This is a genomic window from Maritalea sp. YIW29, from assembly GCF_057219265.1.
Genome location: NZ_JBXVVF010000002.1, coordinates 886,564 through 906,964 on the forward strand (window position 1 = coordinate 886,564; position 20,401 = coordinate 906,964).

Consider the following 20,401-nt stretch of genomic DNA (forward strand, 5'->3'; position numbering starts at 1 on the left):
GTACGATTACTCCAACAATTCCTTGCGCAGGTTTGCGGCTAGTCGATAGAGCACGGCGACCGAAACCGCGAGCACCGTCATCACCATCCACATTGCAAAGCCGCCAAATTGGTGGAGCAGAAAACCGCCGACAATTGGTGCCATGACGATCCCTAGGGATGCCAGGGAAGCTGCACCGAAATAGCTGCCTTTTAAATGTTCAGGGGCCATGCGATCAATGATGATGTTTAGGGTGGGGAACAAAATTGCTTCTCCGATGCTCAGAACAAACATCGCGCCCATGATCCAGTAAGTGGGTTCGGTTGGCGCAAGGGCAAAGCCTAGGAAACCACCGGCAAACAACACAACACCGAGTGTTGCGCGGTTGAGTGGGCGCATATTTTCGAGCAGCTTCAGCAGTGCAAATTGGAGCAGGACGATTGTCGTGCCGTTGATGAAAATAAGCGTCGCATAGAATTGTGCGATCTCAACTACTTCTTGCTGGCGCAAATACTGGATAAGGCCCGCATCGATTTGCCCATAGGCAATATCTGCGATCAATGTCGCAGCGACAAAGATCAAGAACGCGGTGTCCTTCCTCAACACCCCAATCGCAGCGCCGAAGCGCAAAGGTTCACCGGATTTGGTACGCTTAAGGGGGCGCTCGACGCGGAAGATGACGGACGCAACCACGAGATAGATGACATAGACGCCTGCTACGACATAGAACGTGGATTGCTGCCCTGTGGCGCCTGCAAAGACCCCCAATAGAGGACCCGTCGCTGCGCCAACATTTAAGGCGAAATAGCGCACATGGAGCGCCATGTCTTTGACGGCGCGTTTTTCCACCATGTCAGTCATCAAGGCTTTGCTGGGGTTTTCAACCATGCCGCGGCCGAAGCTTTGCACAACTGTCCCGGCGAACAATAACCAAAGGTCGTTTGAAGCGCCCAAAATCACCATGGCGACAATATTTAGGGCAAGCCCCGCGAGAATGATCTTCCGCCGCCCGATAATGTCGGACAGGAACCCGACATAAAAGCCAAACACCACGCCAACGGTCGCGGAACCGGACAGAAACGCACCAATTTGAAATTCGTTTAGTCCAAATTTTTGGTGCAGTAGGATCGCCAAAAAGGGCCACACCATGAACAGCACAAACCTGCTGGCGAATGTGGCCATAATGACAAGCCAGATGGTTTTGTTGAATTGACGTACAGCTGCAAACACGTGTGGCGTTCCAGTATCAAATTGGAGTTATGTGGGGTTGGCGTGAACCAAGGGGAGGCGCTGAAATGCTCAGCGTGGCGTAATTCTATTCTTGTTCGACAATCATTTCAACAGTGGATTGCGGCCCTAACATTTGGGTGCGTTAGGCTTTTGCATCATATAGATGTCGATCCAATAGAATTCGATCTGCAAGGTAATCGACAAAGACGCGTATCCGACCAGTTGAGCGCAAGTCGCTATGCAACAAAAGCCAGATTGAACGATCAGGAATGGGTTCGTTAAACGGGGCGCGTTCAATGCCGTCAAATTGATCCGCGATGAAACAAGGCAGCATCGTCAACCCAACGCCATGTTTGGCAAGTGTAAGTTGGGGCACGACCTCGTTGCCGCGATGCTTAAGTTCTGCTTTGGGGAAAGGGGACTTCTCTGTCCAAGCGACCGTTTTTGTGCCCTCTTCCTCGGCCCAGCCGATCCAGTGCAGTCCTTCGCCACCATTGTCGACAATCTGCTTTGCGTAATCGGGGCTGCAATAAATGGCTTTGTTGCATTTGACGACGCGTCGGCCAACGACGTCATCATTTACTTCCTGCGCGTAGCGCAAGGACACGTCGGCCTCGCGTTGGTTCAAATTCACAAATGAATTTGTAAGTTGCAGGTTTAGTTCGATGTCCGGATATTGATCAGAAAAATCAGCAAGATATTGAGCGATTGGGGACAACATCATTGATGGGGGCAGGGAAAAATGCACGGTGCCCTCTAGCCGCTGGTCTCTGCCAGTGATCACACGGGAGGCCGCCGCGATTTCCGCCTCTACATTGACAGCGAAGGGGAATAGATCGTGGCCCATGCCTGTAAGGGACAGTCCGGTTTTTGTTCTGTCAAACAGGCGAGCGTCAATTTCGTCTTCTAGCGATGTCAGCCGGCGGGCGAGGGTGGCATGATTAATCCGCAGCATTTCGGCGGCGCGCCGCAATGTGCCCGCGCGCGCGATCGCTAGGAACAGCTTGATATTGTCCCAATCCAAATTATCGATTGCTGTCGCCATTTTGGTTGCCAATAGTTGTGGTTCAAATTCGCACCATCACGTATGGATGTTGCATATTTAAGGCATCTCACAAAAAGCATAACCTCGTCAAATCGATAACCAACACGCAAAGACAGGAGATAAGAATGGTTCATATCGACAAGGAAGTTGTGATTAATGCCCCTATCGAAGATGTTTGGGCAAGTTGGGACAAATTTGGTGACATCAAGGATTTTCATCCTGGGCTGAACGATTCAAAACTATTGCCGGAAAGCAAATCAACAGGGGTCGGGGCGAAGCGGCAATGTGATTTGGCGGATGGTAAGACCACGATCTATGAAGAGATCACAAGCTACGCGCCGCAGGAACATATGACGGTTTTGCTTTATGATGGTAATGTGCCGATCAAGCGCGCACTTATCCGACTGGATTTTGAAAGTGTGAGCTCAAACAAAACACGTATTGTCGTTCATGCGGAAATTGAAGCAAAATTTGGGGTTCTCGGCAAAATGTTGGGCCCTGTATTAAAGTCACAATTCGGCAAGACATTTGAGCAGCTGCTTCAAAATAACGCGCAATATGTTGAGCGCATGGCGGCATAACTTGCCAAGCAGCATTCCATTAAGAAGGTCAAACATTATGAGCCAAACGGCAAAATCCGAAATTGAAGTTGCGCCACTTGAAGGGGTTATTCGCAACCCGGCCAACCCACATCACTTTATGAGCATCCAACCCGTTGGCAGCCTGGTGGAGATATTCGTTGTCGATGAGTTGATTGCAACATCTGAAAATGCGGTTTGGATCCTTGAAGTCGGTAAGGCGATGTATCCGCCAAGATTGTATGTGCCCAAAAAGCACATCCGGCAGGAATTGTTGAAAACGGATAAGACGACCCATTGCCCGCTGAAGGGTGATGCGAGCTATTATTCTTTTATGGGCAATGAAATCGCGTGGGGATATGAACTAAGCGTTGAACCTGCTGAAGAGCTTGGCGAGCTTGTGGCATTTTGGCCAGACAAAGTGCGTATTGAAATCGGTGTTTGAAACCCCTTACGGCATTCAACTCATTTTGTTTGATTAAGGAACTAACTGTTGCAAACTTACGGGTTAATCAAATTCGTTGTGTACCTATATTGAACGATAAGCGCGGTCATGTGTGATCGCAAATATTGTTTTGGAGTACAAAATGTCCATACGCCCAGTAAAGAAAACAGTTGACGCAAAGCCTACATTGGAAGGCGCAGGTGTAAAATTACACCGCGCCTTCGGGTTCCACGATCCAAAGGAACTTGACCCGTTTTTGTTGTTTGATGACTTCAGGAATGAAAAAGAAGAAGACTATATCAAAGGCTTTCCTTGGCACCCACACCGCGGCATTGAAACCATCACTTATGTGTTGTCCGGTTCGGTTGAGCACAAAGATAGCCTAGGCAATACAGGTGAATTGAACGCGGGCGACGTGCAGTGGATGACCGCCGGTTCCGGCATTATGCACCAAGAAATGCCGCATGGTAATGAAAATGGGCAGATGCACGGGTTTCAGCTTTGGGCAAACTTACCTGCCTCGATGAAAATGACGACGCCGCGCTATCAAGATGTTGAAAGCAATGACGTGCCAACAATTGTTGATGACGACGGGACATCTGTTCGTGTTGTCGTTGGTGAGTTCTGGGGCAAAAAAGGGCCCGTGGATGGCATTGCGGCTGACCCACAATATTTGGATATTTCCGTGCCTGCGGGCGTGCGCAAAGTGTTTAAGGTCGACACTTACCGCAACAGCTTTGCTTATGTGTTTGCCGGTGCGGGAAGTTTTCGGGATGCATCAAAACCAGTTGGCATTTTGACCGAAAAAGAAGTCAACGGCGAAGAGCTTCATATCCGGGATATGAGCGGCGACAGAACGCTTGTTTATTTTGATAGTGGAGACGAAATTGTTGTTCAGGCTGGTGACGAAGGCATTCGCTTTTTGCTGATTTCGGGTAAACCGATACAAGAACCGGTGGCTTGGCACGGCCCAATTGTGATGAACACGCGCCAAGAACTGATTGACGCTGTGAATGAACTCAACGCTGGCACCTTCATCAAAGAAAGTGGCACGGACTGGAAAGGTTAGTGGTTTGCGGCTTCAAATAGTCTAATATCTTGATGTTTGAAGCCGTTCCGCACCCGCTGGAGAAATCGTTTTAGAATCAAACCGGTTAGCATTTTCAAGACTAAATTTGATGAATTATTGAAATAAGTTCTCTATATGTTCTGGTGAATTTGTGGCATACACGCCGCATGAAACATTTGCGATTTAGTAATTTGCCCCTTGCGGAACAGCGCTGCGCACTTAAAGAAATTATCCGCTCATATCCTGAATTGATGGATATTTTGACGCGAGCGCGGGACATGAAATTGGCGAACCATTGGATTGTCTCCGGCGCGATTTACAATAATGTTTGGAACTATTTGACCGAGCGCCCCTATATGCATGGGGTGAAGGATGTCGACATCTTTTACTTTGATCCGACCGACTTGAGCTATGAGGCGGAAGACGAGGTGATTAAGCGGGCCGATGCGGTGTTTGCAGATTGTGTGCCACCGGTTGAAGTGCGTAATCAAGCGCGTGTGCACCTCTGGTACAAAGACCATTTCGGTGAGGATTATTCTGCTTTAAAGACCGCCGAAGAGGGTATTGATCGCTTCGCGTCCATCACTCACGCTGTAGGCATGCGGCTCGATGAAAATGATCAGCTTGAAGTTTATGCGCCCTATGGATTGGATGAAATCTTTTCGTTCCGCGTGACGCCAAATTATGTGCTGAACAACAAGAACACGCACCATGAAAAAGGCGAGCGCAATCGGCGCAATTGGCCTGAGGTGGCCTTGGTGCCGTGGGATGACGCTGTACTAGACGGTCCCGCCGAAAATGTTCGGACAGGCTAGTTAAGGCTTGTAGGGTTTTGCGGTGATGATCCCAAGACTAGATTTGTTGATGGTCAATATTGCGGAATATTCTTCGCAATATAGGTAAAAATTCTTTCCCTGTTCTTTGATTTGTTCGATTGGCGTCGCCAATATGATCTTGCGGCAATGAGCAACTATTTCAGCGTCAGACATCTCGTGAAGATTGAGATTTTTTGCGATCCGCACCAAACCCATTTCTGTGTTCTTGAAATTGTTGGCTAGTCGATTTCTGGTGCCCGACATTGGATGGTTATGTTCGCTCATGTGAAGATTTTCTTTAGCTGCCTCGGTTCTAAGTTCATTGCTATAGATTGGATTTGACAGATCTGGTGACTAGTTAGTTCGCGTCAGACTTCCAATGTAAACGCAAAGCTTCCTAGAGATTTTCCATTCGCCAAAATTTCGACCTTGTGTTCTCCGGGGTAAAAGGTGCGGGTGGTGATGGGTTTGATCATTTGAGATTTTGCAATCTCCATCTTTTCGCCCGGCTTGATTTGCCCGGTTTTCAGTTTGAACACTTTTGGCGACAGGTCCCCATTGGCCTTCTTGAAGTGGATTGCGTAATCCAAAATGAGGGGTTGGGATTTCTTAGCTGTTGATTGCAGCGTGAACTTGAATTCAAGCGGTGAACCCATCTCAACATTTGGCGTTGTGATTTCAAAATCAGAGAAGTCAGCTTCTAAGTTTGAATATCCCAATGCTTCAAGCGTTGGTTGATGGCCTTGTTTGATCAATGTGCGGCAAGCGTGGCGAACCAATCGCTCACGATTTTTGTTGGCATCAACAAGCCAATCCGAAGCGATTTGAGCGACCAAATCCGGCTGGTTTTTCGCAATGTCATTGATGTTATTGGCCACAGACCTTCGTACATATTCAGTTGGGTCATTCTTTAGCGTTTCAAGGATGGGTAGGATTGGCGTGGGGTCTTTGACAAAGCTTTGCAAACGCAATCCCCACGGCAGTAATGGTCGGCAACCCTCAGACGCCAATCGGCGAACATGGGCGTTGGTGCTGGTCGACCATTTGGCAAAATATTGCATGGCGGCTTCTTGGTCCGCGACGATGAATGGGCGCACAGCGAACTCGGCGCTAAATCGTTTGGTGAGTTCTTCGAGCACGCCAAAGCTTGTTTTGATGTCATCCATGCCGATTTCAGCCACAAAGTCAGCCATGGGCATGATGGCAAACCCGCTCAGCCCGTCTTCGCGTTCTTTGGTTGAACCGCCATCAATTGGCGCTTCTGACCCGAGCGTTGCCACCAATAGAGGGCCTGCCTCTTTGATGCCATTTGGCAAGGTGGTCACCAATGCGTCGCGAATTTGGTTGGAGCGCTCTTTTAGTTCAAGTGCTTCCAAGTTCTCGCTCGCAAGCTGCAAAAACTTTTCGCGTTCAAATGTGGGGGCTGCTTGAGAAAGCAGCGCCCCCATTTTGTTGATCACGTCTAGGTTGAAGAAATTTTTAAACGGTTCAGGCATTGCTTACATGTTTACCCAGTCTAGATAGCTGCCAAGATCGATAGCACGGGTGGCCGTGGCATCAAGCAAGCAGCTTGAGTGGAATGTTGAGCGGATCGTGCCTTCTTTCCAATATTCATATTCAAAGCCACATTTTGCATCGCGGTAGGTTATCCACGCGCGTTGCGCATCGCGAAGGCTGGCAAATTGATCTGTGGTCAGGTTTGCTTTCAGGTCTTGGTAGAGAAAGTTCAAATAATTGTCCCACCATGCATTTTCGCGCAGGGTACATTCCATCATGCCAACGGTTGTGTCGCCACCAGGTGCTTCCATGCAAACCCTTGATGCGGCACCGATACATTCACGCAGGCTGATTTCATCGCCAGAACTTTGGATGTCATGCACTGTTTCAATACATTGCTGCAATTGAACTTCGTCGTCGGTGGTAAATTCTTGCGCATTGGCGGTTGATGCACCGCTAAGCGCAAGGATTGCGACAAGTGATAAATAGAGTTTTTTCATTCTGGTTTCCTAAATTTTGATGATGTCGGTAATTGCAGAATAGCGCGACGCGCAGCAGAAAAATATTCTCGATAGATGATGAAGCCAATTGTTATGACCGCCATTGCAATGCCCATGTTGCTGGACAAAAACCAACCCACATTGGCAATAGAAAAGTAGTAAGCGCGAATGCCCGCATTGAAGTGTTGTGCACCATGGGCGTTCAGATTTGCCATGGCCTCGACTTCCTGATCCTGCGCATCACCATCATGATTGGCTGCGCCCAACAGGATGCAGTAGTGGTTGAAATGTCTAAGCGACAAGGTGAAGGATAAAAATGCCATCACCGTCATGACGAGCATGACCACGAAGTGAATTTGATAGTCAAAGTCGCTATAGGTTTCGCCCCAGCTGAGGGAGCGAATGGTGGGCAATATTTCGTTGAGCTGCCCGATGACCGCAAACATGGCGAGGATCAGCAAAACAGAGGTTGAGGCGAAAAAGGAAACGGCGCTCATGATATTGCCGGTGAGAATGCCGTCTAGTGGCGTGTCACGCCGCACAGCATTGTGCACCCATCTCAGCCGCTGATTGGCCATCAGCTTAGACATCGAGGGGCGTTGGGTCTCAATTGCCTTGCTTAGATAGCCATAAAAGGCCCAAATTATCAGCGGAAGCAATGTGGAAATTAGGATCATAGGTGGCTTCACTCAAGGTGCTTAATTTTCACCCAAGCATAAAGCAACGCCTGCAATTTGCGAGTTCAATTTTCACAATTGCTCATATCGCGAAATTGCACGACGGAAGGCCAATAGCAACCACACCAAGTGGGAGGTAATGGCGAATAAAATGATCGATGGTGTTGTTATGGTGTCCACGCCAGAGGAAATGTAGAACTCGCCAATCCAAAAGCTGGGCACAATGCCACCAACAAACCGCCAAGCCGATGGTATGAGCGCGAGGAGCGGCACCATCGTACCGATATTGAGCAATTTGGTGAGAGCGAGCCCTTCGACCTTGTTTGAGGCGATGGAAAGTAGGATGAGGGCAACGATGGCCGTCTCCAGCGCAACCATTGTCGTGATGACAAGGGTCAATTCGACCGGTTGTTCTGGGTAGATCTGCAAGCTGGCCAACAAAGTTGATGCTGCCCCTAGCATCACTGCAACACCAAGGCGATAGGCAAAAAATCCCAACTTACCTATAGAGGTTGTTTCTATGGCCAAGAGCATGTGGTCGTCGCGGTCTTCCAACAGCAAAAAGCCGACAACCCAGCCAATTAGAAATGCAGGAATAAGCAGGGCAATCGGGGCGATATATGTTGCGACCTGCTCAATACCGAAATAGGCAAGGCCCAACTTGTCCAAATCATCTCGAAAAGCCACAAATAGTGGTGGCGGCGTGACGCTCATCAAAGTTGCAAGCAGTAACACAGGATCACGGCCTAAATTTTGGCCATCACTTTTGAGCAGCAGCCAAAATCGAGTGAATAGATTGGAAGTGGTTGAAGTCATTTTTTGCCAAACTCCCGTTGTAGAAAAATTGCGGCACCCCAGAACGAGAGGACGGCTGCTCCAAATGTACTTACGAGCGCAATTGCGAATGCTTGCGGCGTAATTGGGCCAGCATTAAAGCCAACGAGAAGCAGCTTGAACTGGGCTAAGGGCGGTATCAAATAAGCAAAGTCTGGCAAAGGATCGACCAGCAAAAGCAGAAGCGGGGCGTTGAGCGGAATGAGAATGGGCACCGCACCGATCAAGTAGGTGTTCACTGTTTTGAACCGCAGGGCCATCACAGCGCCCAGCGCGATATACATGATTGACGTTGTTATGGTCGCATAAAGTACCAACCAAAGCGCGCTTAAGTCGGCACGCGACACTAAGGACAAAACCAAGACGGCGACCAAAGCGATAGATGTTAGGCTTGCGGATTTTGCGGCCAAATATTGCGCTGGGGACATTGGCGACATGGAAAGTGCGCCTCGAACATTCTCACTCTTTTCGAGCATCATCAGGCCGCCCAAAAAGAAATAGCCAAGGACCGCAGGATCAGAATAGACAAGGGCTGCGATCACCCAGCTGGGCACCGCATCGCCGGCAATGATTAGAATGGCGCAATAAACAGCAATCACAACCGCATAGGCGGCGATGATGCGATAACGCCATTGTAGGGTGAGATCATTTAGCGTGAGGTGGACAATGGCCAAATTCATTGTGCCGTCACCTTTATGAATACATCGTCCAGGCTAGCTTCTTTGGTGTGCAAGCTGAGAATTTGATCATTGTGCATCAGTTCCAAAAAATCTTGATTGCGGCCAATATCTGCCATCGGGAATTCATGGCTGTTAATCGCGGATTGAGTGCCGGTTTTGACTTCGAGTGCGGAGCTGCCGAATTGCTTTTTTAAGGTTTCTGGCGCGCCGACGAGGGGGATGTTGCCCTTGTGCAAGAAGCCAATCCGATCGCACACTTCGTCTGCTTCAGCCATATTGTGGGTGGTCAAAAAGATCGTTTTACCTTGCTTCTTTAGGCTCTTGATGAGATCTCGGGTAAGGCGGGCGCGGGCAGGGTCTTGCCCGGTTGTTGGTTCATCAAGAAACAGGAATTCAGGATTGTGGATTAAGGCGCGACAAAGATTGAGCCGCATTTTCATGCCTTTGGAAAAACTCTCAACCCGTTTGTCGGCGTTTTCTGCAAGATCAACCAGCGATAAGCACTCTTCGATGTCCATCGTTGGTTTATTATAGAGCGCGCCAAACAGTTTTAGATTTTCCCGCGCCGTCAGCCGCATATAAAGCGCTGGTAGTTCAAAGCTCACGCCGATCCGGTCGTAAAAGGAGCGGTCAATATTGGCGATTGATGTGCCAAACATTTCAACTGTGCCGCCAAACCCGGGCAGGAGACGCATCAAAATACGTTGCGTCGTGCTTTTTCCCGCGCCCGATGGTCCCAAAAGTCCAAAGACTTCGCCTTCTTGAATTTCTAGGTTCACACCATCAAGGATTGGGTTCTTGCTATTGGGATAGGTGTAACTCAGGTTTTTGACATTCAGCATGTTCACGGCTTTCGTGGCGATGTTAGTTTAAATATGAAGAGGTCGCGCAGTTGGGCGATGGCTGCTGTTAGCGCTTCTGGGGGCAACAAGTTTGCTTGCATGACTGCGCAAAATAGCAACGTTGCGATTTCGCCAAATGTGCTTTGCTTGGCGTTTGCGCTGTACCCCATTGCTTGAAGTTTTTTTGTCACTTGTGCAAAAAACACCATATCGTTTTCTTGGTGTTGGGCCATCTGCTCAGGACCCAATTTGCGGGCCAACATTTCTAGTTCCCCTGGCCGCATCATGATGGCGATGAATGGATCAGATTGCATGGCGGCTAAGAGCGTGTCGAATAATTGACCCACCAATTCCACTTCAGAACCACTATGGGTGTTGAGTAGGTGTTCAACAGTTTGATGATGGGCCGCCTCGCGCTGCTCCATGATGGCGAGAAACAATTCTTCTTTGCTGGCAAAGAAACTGTAAAAAGCGCCTTTTGAAATTCCCGCGGCGCGACAAATATCTTCCACCCGAGCAGCCCGTAAGCCACGCTGGGTAAACTCTTCATGACCAATCTCACAAAGCTGGGTAGCTATCTTTTGTTTTTCATGTGCGGAGAAATGTTTTGCCATTTTGCTTGTTCGTTCCCTGCTATCCAAAGCGCAGCGTCTGTTTTTGACAAGATCAACAGGGCATCGTTGGTTATGCCACGCTGCCCATGTCACCAAATATGCTGCAAGATTGATGCAGCTCATCATCTGTTTCTAACTCGAAAATTTCAAATTCGCAATGACCAAATAGTTTTTTCAGTCATTGTTGTTAGGCAGTTGCCGGCCACAATGGTGCGTGCATTGTGCGTGAATGTGTTGTATTGGTGTTTTTGAAGTTGGTTTTGAACTCAACGACGATGATTGACGGGAACGCGATCATCAACGAAGCATGGAGCCAATAGGGAGGCTGGCAAAGTTGTTTGGGGCAACGGCACGTGCTGAAACCGACTTGGTGAACAGGGGTCGATTAATCGACTAACACGAGGCTCGTAGCCTACTCAAACAGAGCCATGACGGCTTTTTGCACCGAAGCTGTCAATTGCCTTTTTGTCGGTGTTGGTGAGGTGGCTGCACGGACGGTGATGCCATCCATCAAGCACAAGATGACAAAAATGGCCGTGTCGATGTCTGCGTTTTTGGCAATTTGTTTCCCAGATTGCGCAGCAGCAAATATTGCCACTAAATCAGTCTTAAATTGTGTATCCGCTTTCGTGATAATGTCGTGAACCTCGCCATTATGACTGGCTTCGGTTGAGATTTCGATCATCAATTTCGCGAAGTTTCGATCGAGCAAAGTATCCAGGATTTCAGGGATTGCGTCTTTAAAACCTTTGGCTGGATTTCTCGTCGTGCGTAGATAGTCGATCAGTTCAGCATTTTGCTGATGTTCTTCATCTGTGATGGCTTCAATGATAGATTGTTTGGACGGGAAATACCGATAAAGCGCGCCGGGACTGATTTTGCCTGCCTTGCAGATATCCTGCATTGAGGCATTGTGGATGCCACTTTTGATGAAACATCGGCGTGCGGCAGATAAAATCTGGCGTTTGCGCGTGACGTGAAGCTGTTCGTTGCGGGTGCGGGCCATGGGTGTCCATTGAAAATTGAATGTTCATTCTTAGAATGCAATTGACGTAATCTCAAGGTGTGATATTAAGCGAATGATTGTTCTTATTTAGGTGGCTTCATGAGTTTTCGAAACTTTTCCCTTGGCGTTGGTGCCCTATTTGGGCTTGTTCTACTTGCACTTACATTTTGGTTCTTGGTGCCCGATACCAGAACCAGAGCCCAAGAGATCGCCTTCGACTTTGAAGGACATCGCATGGTTGGGCAGTTAATCATGCCGATGGCGGCGAAAACCGGCCCAATTAATTGTTTGGTGTTCGTGCATGGAGATGGGGAAATGCCCTATGACGGGCTGGGCTATTATGCGCCATATTTCTCCCTGTTCGCAGACAATGGCTGGTGCAGTTTTTCCTGGGATAAACCCGGTGTTGGGGCGTCAGAAGGGAACTGGCTGAGCTTCTCTATGCAAGACAGGGCAGATTTGGTCGGTGCAGCTATAAAAGCACTACGCGCAAATTCGCATGTTGAAATTGACAAGGTGGGCCTGATCGGTTTTTCGCAGGCGGGTTGGGTTTTGCCGAATATATCGCCGGGCGTCGAGAAAGTTTCATTTCATATTTTTGTGTCCCCTGCGGTCAACTGGATGGCGCAGTCAGCTTACATGACCAACTTGCGTCACCAGGAAACACCAATTGACCCCGCGCAAAAAGCGGTAGATGAACACGTGGATCAATTGCTGCTCGAAGGTGCTGCCTTTGAGGCGTTTGAGAATCTCGCCGCCAAATTTCCGTCGCTGGATGCGGATGCTTTTACGAAAGAGCGTTGGGAATTTGTTGCTAAAAACGTAAGTGCAGATCTTCGCAAGGACTTAAGAAATCTGGTCGATCAACCTGTCTTGCTATTTGTCGGCGGTCGAGACGGGCAAGTTGACGGGGGGGAAAGTGCGAAGGTTTTTCAACACGTTCTTGCCGAAAAATTGCAAGTGCAATCATATGCGACTGCTGGGCACAGTATGGTCGAAGTGGATGAACGGCGGCCGATGACAAGTTGGGATGGGGTCGTTCTTTTGACCAAAATCGCGTTTAGCGGCAGTGGAGCATTTGTTGAGGGATATTGGGCGACAATGGAAAAGTTCATCGCCGCCCAATTCGCAAATTAGACGTTAGATTGGCCGTGGATATTGCTGATAGACTTTTTGAATATCAGCTAATACCGCTTCTGAAAGCGCAATGTCTTTCGCGTCAATGTCCGTTTTGAGCTGGTCCATATTGGTGGCGCCAATAATGACGGATGTCATGAACGGGCGATCAAGCGCGAATTTCAGTGCCATTTGACAGACGTCCAAACCATGGCGTTCTGCTATTTCCATATATGCGCGAATGGCCGGTTCCGACTGTGGGCTGTTGCGATAGGTTGCACCAGCAGAAAGCTCACCTCGTGTGCCGGCAGGAATTTTGCCATCAAGATATTTGCCTGAAATTGCACCCGCGGCCAATGGCGAATAAGCAAGGAGGGCCACATCTTCATGGTGAGACAATTCCGCAAAGTCATGGTCAAAGTAACGACGCAATAATCCATATTCATTTTGCATGGATGCAACGCGAGGCAGATTGTACTTTTCCGCTAGTCTCAGATATTGCGCCGTTCCCCAAACGGTTTCGTTGGAGAGGCCTATGTGGCGAATTTTACCGTCATTTACGAGTGCACCAAGCGTTTCCAGCACTTCCAGCATGTTGTCTTTTACGGCATTGGTGTCTTGAGTTTCTGGCTGATAGTCATAGGCATAATTGAAGTGATAATGTCCACGGTTTGGCCAGTGCAATTGGTAGAGGTCGATATAGTCTGTTTGAAGGCGCGACAGGTTACCCTCTATGGCTTCGTGAATTGAGGCGGCGTTGATTTCTCCGCCCTCACGTACCCATGGCACACCTTTGCCCGCGACTTTAGTGGCTAAAATGACCTTGTCACGATTGCCGGATTTCTTGAACCAGCTGCCGATGTATTTTTCGGTCAATCCTTGTGTTTCGGCTGTGGTTGGCACAGCGTAAATTTCAGCGGTATCAAAGAAATTGATGTCGCGCTCCAATGCATAATCCATTTGCTGGTGCGCTTCGGCTTCAGAGTTTTGACGACCCCAGGTCATCGTGCCAAGGCAAATCTCACTGACCATTAAATCAGTGCGTCCAAGTTTATTGAATTTCATCGTGTATCTCGCGTTTGGAGGGAAATTGAACTTAACCTAAAGCCGCCATATCAGGCAAGATTGGAGCCACTCAAACCCTGCGAAAAAGTTTTTTGGCAATTTGTGTCATTAAGCCTTCACATTGTGATCAAAGCACCCTATATAGGCGCTGTCTTGATGTTCATCAGACACTGAAACGGCTTTAAAGTCGTTCTCTTCAAAGACAGATATTGTCTTACTTATTGGCGCGGGGTGGAGCAGCCCGGTAGCTCGTCAGGCTCATAACCTGAAGGTCGTAGGTTCAAATCCTACCCCCGCAACCAATAAATCAACTTCCCAAAAAAAATGTCGAGTTTGCGCTTTCAATGTAATCTTGTCGCGGTACTTGCGGCAGCATGAAGCCTAGCGCACAGGTTGCAAAAGATTGGCCATTAGGCGGTAGGCGCCGGGGACCAATTTGTCGAGCTGGTGGTGTAGGATGAGGCTGGTATGGGTGTGTCGGCCTTTGCCGAAATTGCCTGTAAGCATAGAGCCCAATAGCGGGTCTTCGCCTTCATCAGACATCGACAATAATGGGGTGTATGCATCGTCCCACGATGCCACGAAATAAAGCCCGCGTTCCTTATGCCAGTTTGTCCAATCTGCTTCGCTGATCTCATTCAGCTCGTTGAACAAGTCGTGCCCTGGCTGAAGGACAGTGACCTGCGCATTCTGATTGGTGACGCGCCAACGTAAGGACGGTTTGCCGATGGTGAGCGGAGCAAGCGCGGTGCCATCTTGGTCCCAATTGTCCCAAGGGCGGTGATAAAGTGTCACCAGATTGCCACCTTCTTTGACCCATCGGTGCAGGGATTTCAGATTGTTGGACAGCTCAGGGCGGGTTCGGAAAGCGAACACGCCAACTAAGATGCTGTCATATTTATCGAATGCGGACTTGGCGATATCATCATCGGATATGGCTTGGATGTCCATGCCAACCTGACGCAGCCAAAAATCACATTTGTCGCTGCCGCCACCAATATAGCCGACTTTGCCGGTCGGCAATTTCACATCAAGCGCCAGCAATTCCACATTGGCGGGTGACGCGAAGAGCATTTTGCCAGTGTGGGCAAAGTGCATGCGTTGCACGGTGGAAGCGGGTGTCCCGTTCAAAGCCAGCGAAGCTGAATATTGTGCGGGCTTTGCATTGTCCGCCAGCGAGAATTTGACAGCATTTTTGTCTAAACTCGCGCTTAGTTCTACTGGGCAATCGATCTCAATTTTCGCATCACCCGGGTGGGTGTGCGCAATCTCAATTTCTTGGTTCGCAGGTGCGTTCAAGTTGAAAATCAGGGCTTGGCGATCAAGTTCAATTTCGGCGAGTGGGGCAATGTTTAGCCGTTGTTCTGGTGCGATATGGATTGAAACATCTTCACCATGGACGTTGAATTCAAGTCGAGCAAAAATTTCGGCATTTGCTTCATAAGGAGACCAAATATCTGGCAGGGGATCGCTTGGTTCCGCATCTTGCGGAATTTGAATTGTTGGGTTTTTCGAAGTCGGTGACGTCACCTGCCAACCGCTTGGGGCGCATATGCTAGATTTGATCGCAACGCCATCAGACGTAAATAGATTTGCTTCAAGTTCTTGGCCAGGACGAACCTCATAATTGGAAAGTTCGAGGCGTGCATAAATATTGGCGGCAATGTAGATCGCGCGCTGGAGCTGATCTTGTTTGGCGTGTAGCCGGTGCAACACTTCGTAAGTGGCTGTTGCAGGGCAGCTCACTTCTGCTTGTCGAATAAGTTCTAGTGCAGCGGCGCAATGTTTCAGCACATCGGCGCAATTTGGCCAACCGCCAATGGCGGCGTCGATTTCGGATTGAGCATCGGCCAGTAAGGCATCGAGTTCGGGGGCGTTGGCGAAAGAGGCAAGGTCGGCAAGGGTTTTGGGCAAGCGGTCAAAAATTGAATTTTCGTCGCCTTCAAACCCTTCAGCGGCCCAAGCCAAATTCAATCGCCAGTTCGCAGTTTTGCCCGGCTCGACCCATCGGCCCATGCCTTGGGTTTTGTGATAACTGCGGGAGACTTGTCCCCATTGGGCATAGTCGATACCCAAAATGGGATCTGCACCACTGCCTTCAATATGGACCGTAGCCGGAGGAGGTGGCAGGTCATCGTCATACGCATCGCCTGCGCCAGACCATGCGGGGAGGTAGACTTTTTTGACCTGCCAAGGGTCAAGGCCCTGTTCTGGAAATGCACTTGGATCGGCGGCCAATTTGACCACTTCGAATGCGCTTTGTGTCATTGCGCGGTGATGACCATGCTGCCCGGGCACGTCCAAAAATGTAGGTGCGATCATATCGGGGCGTTCGGTGCGAATGATATGCACAAAGCGCTCAAGGGTACGGGTCTTGCCCCAGTTTTCTAGCGTTTCTTCACCACTTTTGGAAAAGCCAAAATCGGCAAGTGGATCGCCCGGATATTGACACAACCAATATTGCTTCATGTCCAACACTTCAGCCGCGCGTTCCATCTCACGGGTTCGGATGACGCCCAGTTCGACCCCGGTTTGGGTGCCGATATCGTTTTGTCCGCCTTCGCCCCGTGTTGAACAGGCATGGGACAATTTCACCCCGTCACGAAAGCCAATGACGGCGATCATTTCCGAGGTTTCATCGTCTGGATGTGCGCCAGTGTTCATGAAAGATGTTACCGACTTAAGGGGCAGAAGTGCTTTCCAAAGTTCGGTCGCGCGTGGCTTGGACTGGAGGTCGAGTAGGCGTGCGGTTTGTGTCGTCGTCATTTGTGAACTCTTCATGGAGTGCTCCGGCCCTTATGCAAGGGTGAGGTTGGAAGGCGTAATGGTTTGATGAATGATCATGGCTGCCGCACCGATTGCGGCGGTCTCGCGGCCTGAAAATCCACGAATGACGCGGGCGATATCTCTGTCGTCGCGGTTTGAAACAGAGCCCACGGGCAATTCGAGACGCTCGATGAGCGAGTCGATCAAAATATCGGGCAAAGCACCGCCCAGAATAACAGTTTGCGGATCATAGATATTTTCAACAATGCCGATGACCTGAGAGAGGTGCGTGCTGGCAACTTGCATCCATTCACGCATGTTTGGGTCTTTGTCATTCACCGCTTGTGCAAAGTCCGAGCCAGATTCTAAGTTTAGCCCAAACTGTTTCATATGCTGTTTTGCGGCGAAACGGCTGGCATATGTTTCTAGGCACCCCTTGTTGCCGCAGGCGCATAAATTGCCGTTAGCTTGGGTGATGATATGGCCAATTTCGCCAGCATTACCATATGCGCCCCGTTGGGCATGGCCCTTAGAGACAACGCCCAGGCCAATGCCGGTTCCAAAATAGATGAAGCAGAAATTGTTGAGGCCTTTCGCGATGCCAGCAACACGTTCTGAAACAGCGGCCGCCGTCGCATCATTTTCAATGAGCACGGGATAACCAAGCGCATCTTCAAAAATTTGCTGCGTGTTCATTTCTGACCAGCCGGGTAGCACCGCTTCGCCGGCGCTGGTGAGGGCGGTTTCGCCAAACGGGCCGGGCATCACAATGCCAACGCCCAACAATGTCGACTTCGGGCGACCGCTTGTTGAAATTGCTTCCTCGACCAAATCAACGATTAGGGGAACTGCAGTTTCAGGATGCGCGCTATCGATAAATTGATGTTTTGAAAATCCAATTTCCCCAGAAAGATTCATCAATGTCGTCACAATGGCGTCGGGACGCAACTCGACGCCAACAGCGCATGCCCCGTTCGGGTTAAACCGATATTGCAAAGCTGGTTTACCTCGCACACCGGTTCGGTGGCCATCTGGCTTGAGTAGGCCCTGTTCTTCCAAGACCGCGGTAATGTTGGAAACGGCTTGAATACTTAAGCTGCAACTTTTGGCAATTTCTGCACGGCCTGCCGGTTCATGCGCGCGTACATATTCAAGCACCACTTTTTGATTGTGGTCCCGATTGCGTTCTGCGTTGCCACCTATTGCGCCAATTGGCATTTGAATGTCCCAAACTGGAGTTATTTACTCAATTAACTTGAGTTAAGTATTGATTTGTTTTCGCAAATGGTCAACACTTTGTAATTATCGAATATGAAATATCCCAAATTCTAATTGCGACAAGCGCTAACCAGTTAAGAATAAACACCTTTTAATGGGTGGAAATGTCATAATGAGGAGGAAACTGAAATGATGTCATGGAAGAAAAAGCTATTAAGCTTCGCTGCAGGGGCGGTACTTACGCTTTCTAGCACTGCATCCTGGGCTGTGGAAATCGAGTATTGGCAGTACTTTTTTGAAGCACGTGTAAATGCGATGGATATCCTGATCGAAAAGTTTGAAGCGGCTAATCCTGGTATTACTGTTAAGCAAACAACTTTCCCATATGCTGACTATCGCACCAAAGTTGCTGCGGCTATTCCTGCGGGCGAAGGTCCGGATGTTGTGCAACTGTTCTACGGTTGGTTGAACGATTATGTTGATGCGGAACTCATTACGCCGCTACCAACAGATATGTTCCCTCCGGAAAAAATCGAAGCTGAATTTTTCCCAATGGTTCAAGCGATGAAACGCGACGGCCAATATATGGCACTGCCAACGGCTGTGCGCTCACTTGCATTGTTCTACAACACACGCTTGTTTGATGAAGCTGGCATCGAAAACCCGCCGGCAACTTTAGACGAATTCATTGAAGTCGCTAAGAAGCTGACCAAAAAAGATGCCTCGGGCAATCTAACGCAGGTTGGTATCACAACAGGCATGAACGCGCAGGATCACCACTGGTGGCGTGAAGTGCTGACCCGTCAGTTCGGCGGTAGCCCGTATGATGCGGATTACAGAAACGTAACATATACTGATGGTGGCGGTGCTGCTGCGATGAAGTGGTACACAGACCTTCAAAATGTTCATGAAGTAACCCAAGCTGGATTTATGGATGAGCCGCAAGCTGCATTTAAAGCAGGTCGCGCTGGTATGCATATTGATGGATCGTTCCGTATTGGTGCGTTGGAAAAAACACGTGGCCTGAAGTGGGGCGTTGCTGAATTGCCTGCTGGTCCGGATGGCACAAAGTCCAACTATTCAAGCTATTGGGTAAATGCTGTGACTTCCAAAGCAACCGGCGAAAAAGCCGAAGCTGCGAAGAAGTTCTTGGCTTATGTGACGTCGGACGAAGCGATGCAAGTTTGGTTGGATACAGTAGGTGAATTACCTGCAAAACCATCTGCTGCTTTAACAGACGCGAACAAAGCTGACCCAGTGTTTGGTCCATTCATTAGTGGCCTTTCATACGCAAAGACAACAATCTTTGCCAATGAGTCTGGTCAACGCCAAGTGTTGATGGATGCCACTCAGCGTGTGTTCCTTGAGAACCAGTCTCCTGAAGACGCTGTTGGTGTTGCTGCTGAAGAAGAGCAGAAGATCCTTGATGGATACTATAACTAAAATTTGAATGGAGCGGCCCCGATTGTGGGGCCGCTTTTTTTGCGCCATATGTCGCAAATGGGAGTTGCAAATGGGTTGGTATCAGTCCCTCACAATTAAGCAAAAGCAAGTGGTTTGGGCTTGGGCATTTCTTTCCCTCCCTGTCGTATTTTATTCTGTTATACGGTTTTATCCCACGTTCAACGCGATCACCTTGTCTTTTCAAGAGTGGAACCTTTTAGGTTCGCGGACCTGGGCGGGCTTGGACAATTATTTCAAATTGTTTGCCGACCCCGTGTTTTGGAAAGTCTTCAAAAACACCTTTGTCTATCTACTGATCGGCACACCAATCAGCTTGCTCATTTCGTTCATCGTCGCATACAATTTGGACAAAGTCCGGTTTATGCACGGCACGATTAGAGCGCTGTATTTCTTACCCTTTATGACGTCAACCGTCGCTATGGCATGGCTTTGGCGCTGGTTCTACCAGCCTGTGCCTATCGGCTTGTTCAACAACGCATTGGCAACAGTTGGCATTCCCCAGTTCCCGTTTTTAGGCTCAACAACTTGGGCGCTGCCTTCCATTTTGGCGCCGGCCGTTTGGGCGGGCCTCGGGTTTCAAATTATTATTTTTATGGCCGGTTTGCGTGCCATCCCCCAAACCTATTACGAAGCGGCGCGCATTGATGGCGTCGGCGCGTGGACAATTTTGTGGCGGATCACACTGCCTCTGTTGAAGCCGACAATTGTCTTTTTGGTTGTGCTCTCGTCAATCGGGTTCCTAAGGATTTTTGATCAGGTCTTTAACATGACCTCGAACAATCCGGGCGGGCCGCTCAACTCAACTAAGCCCCTCGTGCTGATGATCTATGAAACCGCGTTTAATGCGTTTGATATGGGCTATGCGGCCGCTCAAACCGTTGTGTTGTTTGCCGTGTTGCTGGTTGTCAGCCTGACCCAACTTTACATTATGAGGGACAAGTAAAATGGCCAATGTTTCGGA

Annotated in this window: 21 protein-coding genes and 1 tRNA gene; 8 read left to right on the forward strand and 14 right to left on the reverse strand. The window is 49.2% G+C overall.

Translation table 11 applies throughout. From position 1 onward, the window contains the following. Positions 1 to 6: 6 nt before the first annotated feature. Positions 7 to 1,209, reverse strand: coding sequence for an MFS transporter (locus AC2D8L_RS13595; protein ID WP_484686016.1), 1,203 nt, complete (start codon positions 1,207 to 1,209; stop codon positions 7 to 9). A gap of 142 nt (positions 1,210 to 1,351) precedes the next feature. After that, a complete protein-coding gene (locus tag AC2D8L_RS13600) occupies positions 1,352 to 2,254 on the reverse strand; it encodes a LysR family transcriptional regulator (RefSeq protein ID WP_484686017.1) in 903 nt (300 codons plus the stop codon). Positions 2,255 to 2,379: 125 nt separating this feature from the next. On the opposite strand from AC2D8L_RS13600, the gene AC2D8L_RS13605 reads away from it, so the two are divergent. The 4 genes from AC2D8L_RS13605 to AC2D8L_RS13620 all read left to right on the forward strand — a co-directional run bounded on the left by AC2D8L_RS13605 (position 2,380) and on the right by AC2D8L_RS13620 (position 5,161). After that, the gene (locus AC2D8L_RS13605) at positions 2,380 to 2,835 is read left to right on the forward strand and encodes an SRPBCC family protein (RefSeq protein ID WP_484686018.1); all 456 of its coding nucleotides are present in this window, start codon (positions 2,380 to 2,382) and stop codon (positions 2,833 to 2,835) included. 37 nt (positions 2,836 to 2,872) lie between these two features. Continuing rightward, positions 2,873 to 3,277, forward strand: a complete 405-nt coding sequence (locus tag AC2D8L_RS13610) for a DUF427 domain-containing protein (protein WP_484686019.1) — start codon at positions 2,873 to 2,875, stop codon at positions 3,275 to 3,277. Between the two features lie 142 nt (positions 3,278 to 3,419). Continuing rightward, entirely contained in the window at positions 3,420 to 4,346 is a 927-nt protein-coding gene (locus AC2D8L_RS13615; protein WP_484686020.1) for a pirin family protein, read from the forward strand. A gap of 167 nt (positions 4,347 to 4,513) precedes the next feature. Beyond that, positions 4,514 to 5,161, forward strand: coding sequence for a nucleotidyltransferase family protein (locus AC2D8L_RS13620; protein ID WP_484686021.1), 648 nt, complete (start codon positions 4,514 to 4,516; stop codon positions 5,159 to 5,161). On the opposite strand, the gene AC2D8L_RS13625 is transcribed toward AC2D8L_RS13620, so the two are convergent. The 9 genes from AC2D8L_RS13625 to AC2D8L_RS13665 all read right to left on the reverse strand — a co-directional run bounded on the left by AC2D8L_RS13625 (position 5,162) and on the right by AC2D8L_RS13665 (position 11,811). Next, positions 5,162 to 5,446, reverse strand: a complete 285-nt coding sequence (locus tag AC2D8L_RS13625) for a DUF3781 domain-containing protein (RefSeq protein ID WP_484686022.1) — start codon at positions 5,444 to 5,446, stop codon at positions 5,162 to 5,164. Between the two features lie 83 nt (positions 5,447 to 5,529). Next, on the reverse strand, positions 5,530 to 6,657 hold the full coding sequence (locus AC2D8L_RS13630; RefSeq protein WP_484686023.1) for a DNA alkylation repair protein: 1,128 nt from the start codon (positions 6,655 to 6,657) through the stop codon (positions 5,530 to 5,532). A 3-nt stretch (positions 6,658 to 6,660) separates the two neighbouring features. Further along, positions 6,661 to 7,158: a lysozyme inhibitor LprI family protein gene (locus AC2D8L_RS13635; protein WP_484686024.1), complete on the reverse strand. Its 498-nt coding sequence runs from the start codon at positions 7,156 to 7,158 to the stop codon at positions 6,661 to 6,663. Continuing rightward, positions 7,155 to 7,835 (reverse strand): DUF599 domain-containing protein, encoded by a 681-nt coding sequence (locus tag AC2D8L_RS13640; RefSeq protein ID WP_484686025.1) that lies wholly within the window; start codon positions 7,833 to 7,835, stop codon positions 7,155 to 7,157. The genes AC2D8L_RS13635 and AC2D8L_RS13640 overlap by 4 nt, the downstream gene beginning before the upstream one ends. Before the next feature lie 72 nt (positions 7,836 to 7,907). Then, the gene (locus AC2D8L_RS13645; RefSeq protein WP_484686026.1) at positions 7,908 to 8,651 is read right to left on the reverse strand and encodes a hypothetical protein; all 744 of its coding nucleotides are present in this window, start codon (positions 8,649 to 8,651) and stop codon (positions 7,908 to 7,910) included. After that, positions 8,648 to 9,349 (reverse strand): fluoroquinolone export ABC transporter permease subunit, encoded by a 702-nt coding sequence (locus AC2D8L_RS13650; RefSeq protein WP_484686027.1) that lies wholly within the window; start codon positions 9,347 to 9,349, stop codon positions 8,648 to 8,650. Before AC2D8L_RS13650 ends, AC2D8L_RS13645 begins: the two co-directional genes overlap by 4 nt. Then, positions 9,346 to 10,191: an ABC transporter ATP-binding protein gene (locus AC2D8L_RS13655; RefSeq protein WP_484686028.1), complete on the reverse strand. Its 846-nt coding sequence runs from the start codon at positions 10,189 to 10,191 to the stop codon at positions 9,346 to 9,348. The genes AC2D8L_RS13650 and AC2D8L_RS13655 overlap by 4 nt, the downstream gene beginning before the upstream one ends. A 2-nt stretch (positions 10,192 to 10,193) precedes the next feature. After that, positions 10,194 to 10,805 (reverse strand): TetR/AcrR family transcriptional regulator, encoded by a 612-nt coding sequence (locus tag AC2D8L_RS13660; RefSeq protein ID WP_484686029.1) that lies wholly within the window; start codon positions 10,803 to 10,805, stop codon positions 10,194 to 10,196. Positions 10,806 to 11,217: 412 nt separating this feature from the next. Next, positions 11,218 to 11,811, reverse strand: coding sequence for a TetR/AcrR family transcriptional regulator (locus AC2D8L_RS13665; RefSeq protein WP_484686030.1), 594 nt, complete (start codon positions 11,809 to 11,811; stop codon positions 11,218 to 11,220). A gap of 99 nt (positions 11,812 to 11,910) precedes the next feature. On the opposite strand from AC2D8L_RS13665, the gene AC2D8L_RS13670 reads away from it, so the two are divergent. Next, positions 11,911 to 12,948 carry an alpha/beta hydrolase family protein gene (locus tag AC2D8L_RS13670; protein WP_484686031.1) on the forward strand — a complete coding sequence of 346 codons (1,038 nt, stop codon included), beginning with the start codon at positions 11,911 to 11,913 and terminating at the stop codon, positions 12,946 to 12,948. Between the two features lie 3 nt (positions 12,949 to 12,951). Here AC2D8L_RS13670 and AC2D8L_RS13675 read toward each other — a convergent pair whose 3' ends face one another. Beyond that, positions 12,952 to 13,992 carry an aldo/keto reductase gene (locus AC2D8L_RS13675; protein WP_484686032.1) on the reverse strand — a complete coding sequence of 347 codons (1,041 nt, stop codon included), beginning with the start codon at positions 13,990 to 13,992 and terminating at the stop codon, positions 12,952 to 12,954. Between the two features lie 225 nt (positions 13,993 to 14,217). On the opposite strand from AC2D8L_RS13675, the gene AC2D8L_RS13680 reads away from it, so the two are divergent. Then, positions 14,218 to 14,294 (forward strand) — tRNA-Met (locus AC2D8L_RS13680). 79 nt (positions 14,295 to 14,373) lie between these two features. Here AC2D8L_RS13680 and AC2D8L_RS13685 read toward each other — a convergent pair. Beyond that, the gene (locus tag AC2D8L_RS13685; protein ID WP_484686033.1) at positions 14,374 to 16,773 is read right to left on the reverse strand and encodes a PIG-L family deacetylase; all 2,400 of its coding nucleotides are present in this window, start codon (positions 16,771 to 16,773) and stop codon (positions 14,374 to 14,376) included. Between the two features lie 15 nt (positions 16,774 to 16,788). Further along, on the reverse strand, positions 16,789 to 17,976 hold the full coding sequence (locus AC2D8L_RS13690; protein ID WP_484686034.1) for an ROK family protein: 1,188 nt from the start codon (positions 17,974 to 17,976) through the stop codon (positions 16,789 to 16,791). Between the two features lie 192 nt (positions 17,977 to 18,168). Between AC2D8L_RS13690 and AC2D8L_RS13695 the strand changes: the two genes are divergently transcribed. Continuing rightward, the gene (locus tag AC2D8L_RS13695; protein ID WP_484686406.1) at positions 18,169 to 19,419 is read left to right on the forward strand and encodes an extracellular solute-binding protein; all 1,251 of its coding nucleotides are present in this window, start codon (positions 18,169 to 18,171) and stop codon (positions 19,417 to 19,419) included. A 70-nt stretch (positions 19,420 to 19,489) separates the two neighbouring features. Next, complete coding sequence (locus AC2D8L_RS13700; protein ID WP_484686035.1) at positions 19,490 to 20,383, forward strand: carbohydrate ABC transporter permease; 894 nt, start codon at positions 19,490 to 19,492, stop codon at positions 20,381 to 20,383. The last annotated feature ends 18 nt before the right edge of the window (positions 20,384 to 20,401 follow it).

Bases quoted from the DNA above. Each gene is read 5' to 3' on its own strand.
- AC2D8L_RS13665 (WP_484686030.1), bottom strand. From the start codon at position 11,811: ATGGCCCGCACCCGCAACGAACAGCTTCACGTCACGCGCAAACGCCAG.
- AC2D8L_RS13685 (WP_484686033.1), bottom strand. From the start codon at position 16,773: ATGAAGAGTTCACAAATGACGACGACACAAACCGCACGCCTACTCGAC.
- AC2D8L_RS13690 (WP_484686034.1), bottom strand. From the start codon at position 17,976: ATGCCAATTGGCGCAATAGGTGGCAACGCAGAACGCAATCGGGACCAC.
- AC2D8L_RS13620 (WP_484686021.1), top strand. From the start codon at position 4,514: ATGAAACATTTGCGATTTAGTAATTTGCCCCTTGCGGAACAGCGCTGC.
- AC2D8L_RS13660 (WP_484686029.1), bottom strand. From the start codon at position 10,805: ATGGCAAAACATTTCTCCGCACATGAAAAACAAAAGATAGCTACCCAG.
- AC2D8L_RS13700 (WP_484686035.1), top strand. From the start codon at position 19,490: ATGGGTTGGTATCAGTCCCTCACAATTAAGCAAAAGCAAGTGGTTTGG.
- AC2D8L_RS13645 (WP_484686026.1), bottom strand. From the start codon at position 8,651: ATGACTTCAACCACTTCCAATCTATTCACTCGATTTTGGCTGCTGCTC.
- AC2D8L_RS13670 (WP_484686031.1), top strand. From the start codon at position 11,911: ATGAGTTTTCGAAACTTTTCCCTTGGCGTTGGTGCCCTATTTGGGCTT.
- AC2D8L_RS13675 (WP_484686032.1), bottom strand. From the start codon at position 13,992: ATGAAATTCAATAAACTTGGACGCACTGATTTAATGGTCAGTGAGATT.
- AC2D8L_RS13655 (WP_484686028.1), bottom strand. From the start codon at position 10,191: ATGCTGAATGTCAAAAACCTGAGTTACACCTATCCCAATAGCAAGAAC.
- AC2D8L_RS13600 (WP_484686017.1), bottom strand. From the start codon at position 2,254: ATGGCGACAGCAATCGATAATTTGGATTGGGACAATATCAAGCTGTTC.
- AC2D8L_RS13630 (WP_484686023.1), bottom strand. From the start codon at position 6,657: ATGCCTGAACCGTTTAAAAATTTCTTCAACCTAGACGTGATCAACAAA.
- AC2D8L_RS13615 (WP_484686020.1), top strand. From the start codon at position 3,420: ATGTCCATACGCCCAGTAAAGAAAACAGTTGACGCAAAGCCTACATTG.
- AC2D8L_RS13640 (WP_484686025.1), bottom strand. From the start codon at position 7,835: ATGATCCTAATTTCCACATTGCTTCCGCTGATAATTTGGGCCTTTTAT.
- AC2D8L_RS13610 (WP_484686019.1), top strand. From the start codon at position 2,873: ATGAGCCAAACGGCAAAATCCGAAATTGAAGTTGCGCCACTTGAAGGG.
- AC2D8L_RS13695 (WP_484686406.1), top strand. From the start codon at position 18,169: ATGTCATGGAAGAAAAAGCTATTAAGCTTCGCTGCAGGGGCGGTACTT.
- AC2D8L_RS13635 (WP_484686024.1), bottom strand. From the start codon at position 7,158: ATGAAAAAACTCTATTTATCACTTGTCGCAATCCTTGCGCTTAGCGGT.
- AC2D8L_RS13625 (WP_484686022.1), bottom strand. From the start codon at position 5,446: ATGAGCGAACATAACCATCCAATGTCGGGCACCAGAAATCGACTAGCC.
- AC2D8L_RS13605 (WP_484686018.1), top strand. From the start codon at position 2,380: ATGGTTCATATCGACAAGGAAGTTGTGATTAATGCCCCTATCGAAGAT.
- AC2D8L_RS13650 (WP_484686027.1), bottom strand. From the start codon at position 9,349: ATGAATTTGGCCATTGTCCACCTCACGCTAAATGATCTCACCCTACAA.